General features: G+C 45.2%; 15 protein-coding genes. 12 read left to right on the top strand and 3 right to left on the bottom strand.

Annotation, left to right across the window (positions count from 1 at the left end):
- Positions 1–112: 112 nt before the first annotated feature.
- Complete coding sequence (gene ahpC / locus P7F88_RS02390) at positions 113–670, bottom strand: alkyl hydroperoxide reductase subunit C (protein WP_277821753.1); 558 nt, start codon at positions 668–670, stop codon at positions 113–115.
- Positions 671–1,016: 346 nt separating this feature from the next.
- Here ahpC and nifH point away from each other — a divergent pair, with 346 nt between their 5' ends.
- From nifH to P7F88_RS02450, 12 genes are all read left to right on the top strand, one after another.
- Positions 1,017–1,892 carry a nitrogenase iron protein gene (nifH, locus tag P7F88_RS02395; RefSeq protein WP_277821754.1) on the top strand — a complete coding sequence of 292 codons (876 nt, stop codon included), beginning with the start codon at positions 1,017–1,019 and terminating at the stop codon, positions 1,890–1,892.
- 69 nt (positions 1,893–1,961) lie between these two features.
- Positions 1,962–3,431, top strand: a complete 1,470-nt coding sequence (gene nifD / locus P7F88_RS02400) for a nitrogenase molybdenum-iron protein alpha chain (RefSeq protein ID WP_277821755.1) — start codon at positions 1,962–1,964, stop codon at positions 3,429–3,431.
- Between the two features lie 99 nt (positions 3,432–3,530).
- Positions 3,531–5,102, top strand: a complete 1,572-nt coding sequence (gene nifK / locus P7F88_RS02405) for a nitrogenase molybdenum-iron protein subunit beta (protein ID WP_277821756.1) — start codon at positions 3,531–3,533, stop codon at positions 5,100–5,102.
- Between the two features lie 167 nt (positions 5,103–5,269).
- Positions 5,270–5,488, top strand: a complete 219-nt coding sequence (nifT, locus tag P7F88_RS02410; protein ID WP_277821757.1) for a putative nitrogen fixation protein NifT — start codon at positions 5,270–5,272, stop codon at positions 5,486–5,488.
- A 15-nt stretch (positions 5,489–5,503) separates the two neighbouring features.
- Positions 5,504–6,157: a NifB/NifX family molybdenum-iron cluster-binding protein gene (locus tag P7F88_RS02415; protein WP_277821758.1), complete on the top strand. Its 654-nt coding sequence runs from the start codon at positions 5,504–5,506 to the stop codon at positions 6,155–6,157.
- A gap of 37 nt (positions 6,158–6,194) precedes the next feature.
- Entirely contained in the window at positions 6,195–6,482 is a 288-nt protein-coding gene (locus P7F88_RS02420; RefSeq protein WP_277821759.1) for a hypothetical protein, read from the top strand.
- Between the two features lie 281 nt (positions 6,483–6,763).
- Positions 6,764–8,194: a nitrogenase iron-molybdenum cofactor biosynthesis protein NifE gene (gene nifE, locus P7F88_RS02425; protein ID WP_277821760.1), complete on the top strand. Its 1,431-nt coding sequence runs from the start codon at positions 6,764–6,766 to the stop codon at positions 8,192–8,194.
- Between the two features lie 10 nt (positions 8,195–8,204).
- Complete coding sequence (nifN, locus tag P7F88_RS02430) at positions 8,205–9,608, top strand: nitrogenase iron-molybdenum cofactor biosynthesis protein NifN (protein ID WP_277821761.1); 1,404 nt, start codon at positions 8,205–8,207, stop codon at positions 9,606–9,608.
- Positions 9,602–10,096 (top strand): NifB/NifX family molybdenum-iron cluster-binding protein, encoded by a 495-nt coding sequence (locus P7F88_RS02435; protein WP_277821762.1) that lies wholly within the window; start codon positions 9,602–9,604, stop codon positions 10,094–10,096. Before nifN ends, P7F88_RS02435 begins: the two co-directional genes overlap by 7 nt.
- Before the next feature lie 38 nt (positions 10,097–10,134).
- On the top strand, positions 10,135–10,440 hold the full coding sequence (fdxB, locus tag P7F88_RS02440; protein WP_277821763.1) for a ferredoxin III, nif-specific: 306 nt from the start codon (positions 10,135–10,137) through the stop codon (positions 10,438–10,440).
- 5 nt (positions 10,441–10,445) lie between these two features.
- Positions 10,446–11,357 (top strand): ADP-ribosylglycohydrolase family protein, encoded by a 912-nt coding sequence (locus tag P7F88_RS02445; RefSeq protein ID WP_277821764.1) that lies wholly within the window; start codon positions 10,446–10,448, stop codon positions 11,355–11,357.
- 96 nt (positions 11,358–11,453) lie between these two features.
- Positions 11,454–12,185: an NAD(+)--dinitrogen-reductase ADP-D-ribosyltransferase gene (locus P7F88_RS02450; protein ID WP_277824516.1), complete on the top strand. Its 732-nt coding sequence runs from the start codon at positions 11,454–11,456 to the stop codon at positions 12,183–12,185.
- 334 nt (positions 12,186–12,519) lie between these two features.
- Here P7F88_RS02450 and P7F88_RS02455 read toward each other — a convergent pair whose 3' ends face one another.
- Both P7F88_RS02455 and P7F88_RS02460 read right to left on the bottom strand, forming a co-directional pair.
- Positions 12,520–13,017, bottom strand: coding sequence for a GNAT family N-acetyltransferase (locus P7F88_RS02455; protein ID WP_277821765.1), 498 nt, complete (start codon positions 13,015–13,017; stop codon positions 12,520–12,522).
- Complete coding sequence (locus P7F88_RS02460) at positions 13,014–13,286, bottom strand: type II toxin-antitoxin system TacA family antitoxin (RefSeq protein ID WP_277821766.1); 273 nt, start codon at positions 13,284–13,286, stop codon at positions 13,014–13,016. Before P7F88_RS02460 ends, P7F88_RS02455 begins: the two co-directional genes overlap by 4 nt.
- Positions 13,287–13,289: the final 3 nt, after the last annotated feature.

The following is a 13,289-nucleotide window of genomic DNA, read 5'->3' on the forward strand; positions in this document are numbered from 1 at the left end:
GGATTCAAAAGGGGGTGTAGAAAAAGGGGGTCCACATGATGTTACTGGTTTTGGGGTGTCCCCCCCACCCATAGGAGCGAGGCAGGGGAGACTGTCGAAGCGTTATTACGGCTTAGATCTTGCCAACTAGGTCAAGAGATGGTGCTAGAGTTTCTTCACCTTCTTTCCACTTAGCTGGGCAAACTTCACCTGGGTTGTTTGCAACGTATTGTGCTGCTTTAACCTTACGCATTAGGTCTTCTGCTTCACGACCGATACCTTCAGCTGTGATTTCCATCGCCTGGATAACACCTTCTGGGTCGATAAGGAATGTTGCACGGTCTGCAAGGCCTTGGCCTTCACGCATAACACCGAAGTTGTTAGTGATTGTGCCAGTCTGATCACCTACCATGAAGTAATCGATTTTGCCGATAGTGTCAGAAGTATCGTGCCATGCTTTGTGTGTAAAGTGTGTGTCTGTTGAAACTGAGTAAACCTCAACACCACGACTCTGAAGTTCTTCATAGTGGTCAGCCAGGTCACCTAGCTCTGTAGGACATACGAAAGTGAAGTCAGCTGGGTAGAAGAAAAATACTGCCCACTTTCCTAGTACGTCTTGCTCAGTAATTTCTACAAACTCACCTTTTTTGAATGCTGTTGCTGTGAATGGCTTAATAGTCGTGTTGATCATAACTTTTCTCTCTCAGTTGTTAGTATTTAACGCTTCATTGCGTTGATGGGTCTATCATGCCCCGATGACTGAGATTAGAAAAATCGATTGCTACTATAGATTTGATAGGTAAAAGTTATCTTGATGTCCGTTAACAGAGGATTCTTGCAAGAAAAACAAGTCATATCTTAACAAGACAAGTTTGTACATTAGCTGACAAAACCAGTTTGTTTGTTTGGTTTTATTTGTTTGGCTGCTAATTTTATTTCTTTAAATACAGATAGATACGTATAATTTTTGAATTGGCTTACTTTTCGCACTAACCATGATGAATTGTTTTTTCACATATCCTATGGAGGGAACCATTATGGCAATTCGTCAATGTGCTATTTACGGAAAAGGTGGTATCGGTAAATCAACCACAACTCAGAACCTAGTTGCTGCTCTAGCAGAAGCCGGTAAAAAAGTGATGATCATCGGCTGTGACCCAAAAGCGGACTCAACTCGTCTGATCCTGCATACAAAAATGCAGAACACCATCATGGAGATGGCAGCAGAAGCGGGTACGGTAGAAGATATCGAGCTGGAAGATGTACTACTGACCGGTTACGGGGACGTGAAATGTGTGGAGTCAGGTGGTCCTGAGCCAGGCGTTGGTTGTGCGGGTCGTGGTGTAATCACAGCGATCAACTTCCTAGAAGAAGAAGGTGCGTACGAAGAAGACCTAGACTTTGTATTCTATGACGTACTGGGTGACGTTGTATGTGGTGGTTTCGCGATGCCAATTCGTGAAAACAAAGCAGAAGAAATCTACATCGTTGTATCAGGTGAGATGATGGCGATGTACGCTGCAAACAACATCTCTAAAGGTATTTGTAAGTATGCGACATCTGGTAGCGTGCGTCTTGCAGGTCTTATCTGTAACTCTCGTAACACAGACCGTGAAGATGAGCTGATCGTCGCTCTTGCAGAGAAAATCGGTACACAAATGATTCACTTTGTACCACGTGACAACATCGTTCAGCGCGCAGAAATCCGCCGTATGACGGTTATCGAATATGATCCAACTTGTAACCAGGCTGACGAGTATCGCGCACTGGCTCAGAAAGTGATCGCTAACGAAATGTTTGTTATTCCAAACCCAGCCACTATGGATGAGCTTGAAGACCTACTGATGGAATTCGGCATCATGGAAGTGGAAGACGAAAGCATCATTGGTAAGTCTGCAGCAGAAGTTGCGTAAGTCCTTACGTCTGGCCTTCGGGCTAGAAAAGATAATGAGCTAAAGCTAGGAAGCAATTTGGAGGCAGCAATGTCTATGAATAAAGAAGAATCCCAAGCGTTGATCGACGAGGTACTGGAAGTTTATCCGGAAGTCGCGCGTGAAGACCGTGCGAAACACCTTGGCGTCAATGATCAAGAGGCGGGTGGTAAATGCATCACCTCAAACCGTAAATCCTTACCGGGTGTAATGACCGTTCGTGGTTGTGCATACGCAGGTTCTAAGGGTGTGGTATGGGGACCGGTGAAAGATATGATCCATATTTCTCATGGTCCAGTTGGTTGCGGTCAATACTCTCGTGCAGGCCGTCGTAACTACTACACGGGTACAACAGGAGTCGATTCATTCGGCACGTTAAACATCACAACCGATTTCCAGGAACGTGATATCGTTTTTGGTGGTGATAAGAAACTTTCTGCGGCTATTGATGAGCTGGAGATGTTGTTCCCACTATCAAAAGGTATCTCAGTACAGTCTGAGTGTCCGGTTGGTCTGATTGGTGATGATATTGAAGCGGTAGCGAAAATCAAAGGTGAAGAGATCGGTAAAACGATTGTTCCGGTTCGCTGTGAAGGTTTCCGTGGTGTATCTCAGTCGCTGGGTCACCATATCGCGAACGACACCATCCGTGACCATGTTCTCTCTAAATCTGATGAGCGTGAGTTTGAGGCGGGTGATTACGATGTCGCAATCATTGGTGACTACAACATCGGTGGTGATGCATGGTCTTCACGTATCATTCTGGAAGATATGGGGCTTAACGTAGTAGCTCAGTGGTCTGGTGACGGTACGCTTCCTGAGATGGAAAACACACCGAAAGTGAAACTGAACCTGGTTCACTGTTATCGTTCCATGAACTACATCGTACGCCATATGGAAGAAAAACACGGCGTACCTTGGGTGGAATACAACCTGTTTGGTCCAACCAAAATCGAAGAGTCAATGCGTAAGATCGCAGGATACTTCGATGACAAGATCAAGGCTCAAACTGAAGAAGTGATTAAGCGCTATAAAGAGCAGTGGCAAGCGGTTATCGATAAGTACCGTCCTCGCCTTGAAGGAAAGAGCGTGATGCTTTATGTCGGTGGTCTGCGTCCACGTCACATCATTGGTGCGTATGAAGATCTGGGTATGGAAATCGTGGGTGCAGGTTATGAGTTCGCTCACAACGATGACTACGTGAAGACGACCCCGGAAGTGAAAGACGCCACCTTGCTGTTTGATGATGCGACCGCTTATGAACTGGAAGAGTTTGTTAAGAAACTAAATCCGGATCTAGTCGGCTCTGGTATCAAAGAGAAGTATGTATTCCAGAAGATGGGTTATCCATTCCGTCAAATGCACAGCTGGGATTACTCAGGCCCTTACCACGGTGTTGATGGCTTTGCGATCTTTGCTCGTGATATGGATTTGACCATTAACAACCCATGCTGGACAGCTGTTAAAGCGCCATGGCTAAAAGATGACGCATCAGAAGAAGTTCTGGCGAAGTCTGCTTAATTTAGCAATGCAATGTGAGATGGATTTTACATTAAAGAAAGCCATCAGAAGTTAACCGAACCGGAGTTCACAGATTAGTGGCACGGTAGGAGAATATCTATGAGCCAGAAAATTGATGATATCAAGACTGGTTATGACTTGTTCAAACAGCCTGAATATCAGGAGATGTTTAAGAGCAAGCGTAATACCCATGAAGATGCGGTTGAAGCTGCAAAGGTAAAAGAGACCTTTGAGTGGACAACAACCGAAGAATACAAAGAGTTAAACTTTCAACGTAAGCACATTACGATTGACCCTGCTAAGGCGTGTCAACCGCTTGGCGCAGTACTTTGCTCGCTAGGTTTTGAAAAAACACTACCTTATGTGCATGGTTCACAAGGTTGTGTTGCTTACTTCAGAAGCTACTTTAACCGTCATTTTAAAGAGCCGGTGGCGTGTGTTTCCGACTCCATGACAGAAGATGCCGCGGTATTCGGTGGTCAGGACAACATGTTCTATGGCTTGCAGAATGCTTACGCACTATACAAACCAGAAGTGATTGCGATTTCTACAACTTGTATGGCAGAGGTTATCGGTGATGACTTGAACGCCTTTACCGGAAACGCAAAAGCGGGCGGTTATCTTCCTGAAGACGTACCAACCCCTCACGCAAACACTCCGAGTTTCGTGGGTAGTCATCTGACAGGTTGGGACAACATGTTTGAAGGCTTCCTTGGTTACTTTACTCGTAGCGACATGGAAGGTAAGGAAGTAGGTAGCAACGGCAAGATCAATATCGTTCCTGGGTTTGAAACATATCTTGGTAACTATCGCGTAATTCAGCGTATGTTGGATGATATGGGTATTGAATATTCATACCTGTGTGACCCATCAGAAGTGCTGGATACACCGGCTGATGGTGAATACCGCATGTACTCAGGTGGTACGCCAATCGACGCGATTAAAGACGCGCCAAATGCGAAAGCCACCGTCCTGCTTCAACCACAGCATCTGATTAAAACGAAGAAATTCGTCTCAGGTACATGGAAACAGGAAGTGCCTGAACTAGAGATCCCTATGGGTCTAGAGTGGACGGATAACTTTGTCATGAAGATGGCTGAGCTGGCAGGTACAGAGATCCCTGAAGTGATCACTAAAGAACGTGGTCGTCTGGTGGACATGATGACCGACTCCCATTCATGGTTACACGGTGTGTCTATTTCTCTCTACGGGGATCCGGATTACTTACTAGGCATGTGTAAGTTCCTGACAGAGCTGGGTTGTGAAATCAAACATGTGCTTTGTAACAATGGTAACAAACGCTGGCGTAAGAAGATGGAAGCGCAGATGGCGGAGTCTCCATATAGTGAAAACGCTGAGATTCACGTAGGTAAAGACTTGTGGCACTTCCGTTCACTGGTACTAACAGACAAACCTGATCTGATGATTGGTAACTCGTACGGTAAGTTTATTGAACGTGATACCAAGGCAAAAGGTGCAGAGTTTGAGGTTCCGTTAGTTCGTATTGGTTTCCCTATCTTTGACCGTCACCACCTGCATCGCAGCACCACTCTTGGGTACGAAGGTGCTATGTACATCTTGACTACTCTGGTCAATGAAGTGCTGGCTAAGCTGGATCGTGACACGAGCGATTTAGGTAAAACAGACTTTGGCTTCGACCTTGTTCGATAGATAAATAAGCCGACAGCGAAAGCTGTTGGCTTATCGTCATTCCCGCGCAGGCGGGAATCTAAGAAGCAATAAGATTCCTGCCTTCGCAGGCGTGCGGCTAGTGGAATGACAGTCTTTGGTTCTGTGAATCGCGGTCTGTCTGGAAACAGTTAACCGAGGAAAACACTATGGCAAATGTAATGATTCAGTACAACGAGGAAGGTAACCTCTCTTTGTATTTACCGAAAAAGGATTCTGAAGAAGTAATCACTCACTTTGAGTTTGACGAAGAGGATAAATGGGGAGGAGAAGTTCACCTCCCTAGTGGTGCCATTTACTACATAGAACCCATATCGAAACCTCGTCTTCCCATCACTATCAGAGCAAGGCGACTTCAGGCGGCATAATAAGGAGTTAAGCGTATGGATGCGAATATTTCAAATGAGGCAGCATTGCGAGTAGCGATGGCTGCGAAATCTCTGCCAAATGTAGATATTAAATCTTTGCTTGGACTGCTTGTACAACATCTGGGTGAACCCCTATCAGAGCAGACGTTAAGCAGAATTTCTCCCAAGTCCTTTAGAATTCTGGTCTCTTCTTTAGATGACAGTATATCTCGCAGAGATGTTACATCGGCTTTAGCTGTATTAACCAATCAGGAATTAGAGGCACTAGAGATACCGGATATCCCGGATCTTCCTCCACTTATGGGGCCAAAGCTGCGTATTGCTATTACCTCAAACCAGGGGGAAATGTTAAACGGTCATTATGGCTCTTGTATGCGGGTATTAGTTTACGAAGTAAATGAAACAGCTTACCAGTTGGTAGACGTGAGGTCGGTTGATAATAGCTTGAAAGGAGAGTCGCGCTCTGACTATATGCTTTCACTGCTGCGTGAATGTCAAATTCTATTTACGCTTTCAATTGGTGGCCCTGCTGCAGCGAAAGTGACGCGTGCCAACATTCATCCTGTGAAGAAACTTGCTCCAGTTAACGCTGAAGAGGTATTGAGTGAGCTGAGTAAGGTAATTGCCGGTTCGCCTCCTCCATGGATGAAGAAACTACTTTCAGAATAGGGCTTTCAGCGTAAAGCAGTAAGAGTAAGGATTTGTTATGGATAGAACTCCAGAGCTTATTGGAGAAGTACAGATAGCGTATATCGGACAGTTGCTCGAATCACGTAACATTATCGATGAAGAGGCCATTAGCAAGCTACGGGAAGCTTTCCCTTCGCTTCGGTTCACCTTGTCCAGTGAAGATGAAGTAGGGGAGCGGGAAGCTTACGAGTGTTTCAGTAACTTTGATATCCATCTGGTTGCGTCCCATCCCGGTGGTTGTAGTCACCTCACCTACAACGCAGAACAGTGCAATGGTATTCTGATAGCGCTTCACGAAGAGTGATATCATTAATAAGACCCGTCATCGCTAATAAAGCCCGTCATCCCTGCGAAGGCAGGGATCTATTCAACTTAATGTACCAAAATTTATTAGATTTCCGCTGAGACACCCAGAAAGTGAGTACTTTCGTTCCAAATGCCCTAGTGTCACAAAAATTGTCTGCTTTATGACAATTGTCTTTCAATTCTCTTCTTTCTATCCAAAAAAGTTCAATAAAACAATTGGTTATATTCTGGTTTCCAAATTGCAACAGAGTACAAAAGGATTCTGTCGCAGGAGGCGCAATGAAACGATCCGATATTCGATTACTTCAGGATGAACCCGCATGTGAGCACAATGATGGGGAAAAATCAGGATGCTCGCGTCCAACCCCAGGGGCTACTGCGGGTGGCTGTACGTTTGATGGTGCTCAGATAAGCCTTCTTCCTATTGCCGATGTAGGCCATATCGTTCACGGTCCAATTGGTTGTGCGGGTAATAGCTGGAATAACCGTGGAACACGAGCGACAGGAAAAAATCTGTTTCGGCTTGGGTTTACTACCGATCTTAATGAGCAAGACGTCATCATGGGGAGGTCTGAAAAGCGTCTCCTACATGCGATAAAACAGCTGGTGGAAGAACATCAACCACCGGCTGTATTTGTGTATATGACTTGTGTACCGGCGTTAGAAGGTGATGATGTAGAAGCGATCTGTGAGTTAGCTCAAAAGAGATTTGGTATTCCAGTTGTCAACGTCGATGCCGCGGGTTTCTACGGCAATAAAAACCTGGGCAACCGAATTGCGGGTGAGGTGATGGTGGAAAAGGTGATTGGTAGTGCCGAGCCACCAGAAAAGCCACTGATGAAACATGACTCCTCTCGGAAAGTGCACGATATCGTGCTGATTGGTGAATACAACATTGCTGGAGAGTTTTGGCATGTGTCTCCCTTGTTTGAAGAGCTAGGGCTTAGGGTTCTTTGTTGTATGGCTGGTGATACCCAGTTCCACCAAATTCAGACCATGCACCGCGCCGATGCCTCTATGGTGGTGTGTTCACGTGCACAGATAAATGTCGCCCGAAAGCTTCAGGAGAACTGGGGTATTCCGTGGTTTGAGGGGAGTTTTTACGGTATTGAAGACACATCAGATGCGTTGAGGCAATTTGCCCGTTTGTTGAATGATGAAAAACTTACTCAGCATACCGAAGAGGTGATTGCCCGAGAAGAGCAGCGGGTACGTGATGCTCTAAAGCCGTATAGGGAAAAGTTGCAAGGCAAAAAAGCGTTGCTCTACACAGGTGGTGTTAAATCCTGGTCGGTGATCTCTGCTCTTGCTGAGTTGGGTATACATACTGTGGCTACAGGAACAAGAAAGTCCACTCAATCGGATAAAAATCGTATTACCCAAATCATGGGCGAGGATGCGGTCATGTTGGACGAAGGGGGAGCGAGAAGGCTACTGGATGTGTACTACGAACACGATGCAGATGTGATGATTGCGGGTGGCCGGAATATGTACACCGCCCTAAAAGCTCCGATTCCTTTCCTGCATATCAATCAGGAGAGAGAACTCGCTTACGCTGGTTATGAAGGGATGATCACCATGGCTAAAGAGCTCTGTCGTACCATTGAAAGCCCTGTGTGGGAAGCGGCGAGAAGTTCAGCTCCATGGGATTCAAAGCCAGAAGCTGATTTATTTGAAGATAACGCTGTGGCGTCGAACATAAAAGCGTAAGGGGATCATCATGAAGAAAGCCAAATTTTCAAAAACCAACAGCCCTTTAGCGACACAGCCTCTAAAAACCAGTGCGGCTACAGGGGCTACAGTCGCAACACTCGGGTTTCGCGGGAGTATTCCTCTGTTACACGGCGCTCAAGGGTGTGCTGCTTTTAGTAAGATCTACCTGATTTCCCATTTTCGCGAACCGATTCCAACTCAAAACACAGCAATCGATCATATCTCCGCAGTAATGGGAGGTGACGAAAGCCTCTTTCAGGCACTGGCTTTATTGTGCGAAAAACATTCGCCTGAGCTAATTTCTGTCATGACTACAGGTTTAACAGAAATGCAGGGTACAGATCTAGTCAGGGTAATAAAAGACTTTAAATTGGCTCATCCGGAATACGCATCGACAACGGTGGTAAATATGAATACTCCCGACTTTACTGGATCGATGCAAACCGGATTCGCGCACGCAGTAGACCGTATTGTGCGTCAGAACGTGAAAGCGGCTACTGGCCGACCAATTGAAAAGAAGCAGGTCAACGTTCTCTGTTCCGTAGCGATGACGTCAGCGGATATCGAAACATTGAAAAAGTATATAGAGGCATTTCAACTTAACGCGGTAGTGGTTCCTGATATATCTCTATCACTGGATGGGCATATGGATGACGAAGATTACTCACCAACCAGTACAGGGGGAACATCCATACTCGAAGTTGAAATGATGTCAGAGAGCTCTGCGACTATTGTTCTGGGCGAATCTATGCTTCCGACGGCGAAGTGGCTGCAAAAACGCTTCGAAATTCCGGTGATTAAAGCAGACATGGGTATGGGACTGGAAGCTGTAGACCAGTTGATCATGGCTCTTAGTGAATTAAGTGGCATGCCTGTTCCTAAATGGATAACCAGAGAGAGAAAGCGACTTCAGGATGCAATGGTAGATACTCATTTCTTCCTCACCACAGCAAACATTTCATTGGGACTAGAGCCTGATCTGGCGATTGGCTACGGCGCGTTACTCAATAGTGTTGGCGCTAATATCGTTCGGGTTGTTTCAACATTAGAAACTCGTGGTCTTAAACGTATAGAAGCCGATGAGGTGATTGTGGGAGACCTATCCATGTTGTTGCCTTCGGCGACAAAAATATCTGCAGTTATCAGCAATACCCATGCGGCGCATATTTGTGAGCCGGAAATTCCTGTCATCCGAGCAGGATATCCTTGCCATGATCAGTTTGGCAATATGGATATGCGCCAATTTGGTTATGAGGGAAGTAGAGAACGATTGTTCGCGCTGGCAAACCGATTGGTTCATGCCCATGAAGAAGTTCCACCTCATGTCAGTAGTTACCGCTTTGAGCCTTCGGAGGTCATTCAACAGGAGACGCCATGTAATGAGACGCCCCGTAAGGAGACACAATGTTAAGAAGCGAAAGAAAGCTGCATGTAGAGCCGCGCCCAGATGAATCGCTATTTAACCTTAAGGTAGCTTTTACTACTCAGGATCGACATCACGTAGACCAACACTTCGGTACAGCGAAATGTGTTTTGGTCTATGGAGTCGGCAAAGATAATTGGTCTTTAATTGAAGCGATTGAGTATCCGGACAGTGATGAACGAAGACACGACAAGTTACCGGGGCGGATTCAGGATCTGGCTGAACTCAAGTGTTCGGCTATCTATTGTAATGCCTGTGGTGTATCGGCGATTCGTAAGTTGTTGGAGAACGATATAAACCCGGTAAAGGTTCATGAAGGAGCCGATATTCACGATTTGATTTGTGAGCTTCAGGACAAGCTGAAGGGTACGCCGACAGGTTGGGTTAACAGGGCAATAAAGTCGATCAATAAGCCATTGAATAGTGATGTTTCATCTGAGAAAAGACTTGCTCAGATGATGGAAGAAGATTGGTAAATTACTTGAGTATATTAACTTAAAACAAGGAATGTTATATGAGCATGATAATGGGGTACACCCATGGTGGAGCGTTATGGGAGCCAAAATTTATAAGTGAATTGAACCAGGACAGCTGCATTGGTTGTGGCCGTTGTTACAAGGTTTGCTCCAGAGATGTGTTTGATCTGGTTGAAAAGGAGATCTCCGATGAAGATGATGATCTATACGACGATTACGATGACGACGAAGTAATGATGGTTATGGCTGTGAAAGATCAAATGGATTGTGTGGGTTGTGGCTCGTGCGCCAAAGTTTGCCCTAAGAACTGCCATAGCTTTGAATCGGCAGCTATGCCAGCGTAATTATAATGAGTTCAGATAAAGCATTAGACAGATCAAAAGGTTGCCTTGCAGGGTTAGCCGTTGGTGATGCTATTGGTACTACGCTAGAGTTCAAACCCAGAGGGACGTTCAAGCCTCTGACTGATATGAAGGGAGGAGGCCATTTTAGCCTTAAAAAAGGGTACTGGACGGATGATACTTCGATGGCACTTTGCTTAGGTCACAGTCTGGTAGAGTGCCAGGGTTTCAACCCGAAAGATCAGATAGAAAAATACTGTGACTGGATGGATAACGGTTACATGAGCAGTATCGGCGTCTGTTTTGATGTCGGAATAACCGTTTCATCCGCTTTGAGGCGCTATCAAAAAACCGGAGAGCCATATTCTGGGTCTAAAGCAAAAATGAGCTCGGGTAATGGGTCGATCATGCGTCTTGCTCCTATTCCTATCTATTTCCACCGTGATATAGAGCAAGCTGAGTTTTTCGGAGGAGAAAGTTCACGAACGACCCATGGTTCTGAGCAGTGTGTGGATAGTTGCCGCTATCTTTCGAAGATTCTATCTTTGCTTATCAATGGATCAGATAAACAGGTCGTGTTCGATAGCGGTTATGCCCCAACCACACAAACACTCGAGAGAATAGTGTTAGGCTCCGTGAATAGCCTGAGCTATGATGATCTTACGGGTAGTGGTTATGTGATTGAAAGTCTTGAATCAGCGTTATGGTGTTTTCTGAACACAGACTGTTTTGACTCTTGTGTTCTATCCGCTGCAAACCTTGGAAATGACGCAGATACGACTGCAGCGATTGCAGGTCAGCTCGCGGGAGCCTATTATGGACATAGCGGGATCAGAAAAGAGTGGCGGGAAGCTCTCTATCTGCATAGCGATATAATGGAACTCGCTAACCGTCTTTATCTACAAGGAGGAGAGATCTGATTCGATGGGTAGTTTTCAATATGTATCCGGTAAAACCGAAGAGGCGTTATTAAAAGAGATAACGCTTGCCTTTAGCCACTGCAATATTCCCCCCGAATATTAGCCAGTTTGTCCTACCAACAGCGACCGATTCCTATCGACATCGATAATTTGCAGGTGTGGAATAAAGAGCTTTTTCAAGCGCTGGACATTTCTCATAGTATCGATGAACGTGTTGCTACTTTTCAGGAATATATGCAGGTACGTTTTCGTCTATCGAAAGAGGATGACCGCTTTAATGATGATCCACCAACAAGAGCTAAGGTAGACTACAAAAAACTACTGCTCGGTTGGTTGTTTGACTCAGATAACGAGCAAGGAGCAGCCTGGCGTAGTTGGGTAGAGTCTCGCTTTGGATTGATTACTCGCTATCATGGCGAGCCAATAGGCCCTCCTGATAGTGAGTCAGAATTGCGCTTTCGACAGTTGTGTGCGAAAGCAATACACAACACTAATGAACTTTACTCTCAACTGGACGCGCTGTACCAGTTTTGTCAGCACGAACTCAATTTCAGATTCCCTTCAGCCAGTCATTTAACTTTGTATCGCGGCTGCGCCGACCTACCAGAGTATTCGATAGAGGATAAAGAGGTTCACCTATTTAACAACTTGAGCTCTTTAACTTCTGACCCTGAATCCGCGCTTCGCTTTGGTACAAAAGTCTACGAGGTGAGAGTACCGAAATTCAAGGTTGTTTGCTTTGACTCACTTCTTCCCGGTTCCCTGAATGGTGAGCAGGAATATATGGTACTCGGTGGTTTATACCAGGGGCGCAAAGTCAATTTTTAGCGTGCATACTTCTAAGTATATCAATCTAGAACACTACCTTAACAGCGTTAGGGTAGTGTGACTCTCGATCCCATTGTTGCAATTCTGGCACCAGTGAATGGAGATTACATTTGTTTTTCCTATATAAGAATCTGCTTATAATCTACTCCATCAATCGCCAACACTCATCAGGAGTACGTTATGACAATCGCTAAATATTCACTGCTTCTTTCCACTATCGGTGGTGCGTTGTTAGCTAGCTTAAGCAACTATCAAATTTGGTACATCCTTACTGCACTTATGTAATATGCCCGCTTTTGGGCATATAAAACATCATCCACCTGCGAAAGGTTAACTAACTTAAACTCGCCCTGACATCGGCAATAGTAATGAAGAGCTTGTTTTCAGAATTTTGAAACGCTTGAAACCCATAGCGTTCATAGAAATACTTCGCGCCGTCTTTGGCGTCAACGATGATTACAGGGAACGCTACGCTGTCACTAGCAGTCAAAAGTTTTCGGAGCGCGTCGATAAGTAGCCACTCACCAAAGCCTTTTTCTTTGTATCGATCATCAACAGCTAAGCGAGCAATGAGACCACCTGAAGTAGATGACTGGTGTTTCTTCTGTAACTTATCAGGCAAAGCCTTCAAGTCAATTGGTGCCATTGTTAGCGTGTAAAAACCGATGATATGTGAGTTGTTGTTATTGTCTTCCAATACGAAAGTTCTGGTGTTGTCTTTCTTTGCCTGCTGACTCGCCATCGCTTTTAAGTAATTATTAAGAGCTTCGATGCCACAGTTGAATCGGTTTCTATCGTGCTTGGCTTTATCCAGAAGTACCGTATTCATCATTGAGTTTTGTTCTCGTAACGTTCAGACGCAGCTTTCAGTTTTGAATTTGGTTTTGCAGGACTGTCTAAAGCCTCCATTAATAGCATAGCGTCAGCTTGGCTTAGTTTTAGAGCCTGCTCGCGCTCGATCACTTGTTTAGCTTTTTCAATAGCAGCACTTAGAACAAATGAGTTGATACTCGACATGCCAGCAATTGCGGCAGCTTTTGTTAGTAAATCTTGTGTATCGACATCAACTCTAGCCGTGATGCGAGGTAAACTAGTAGCCATAAT

The organism is Vibrio hannami (assembly GCF_029589055.1).
Classification (GTDB): Bacteria; Pseudomonadota; Gammaproteobacteria; order Enterobacterales; family Vibrionaceae; genus Vibrio; species Vibrio hannami.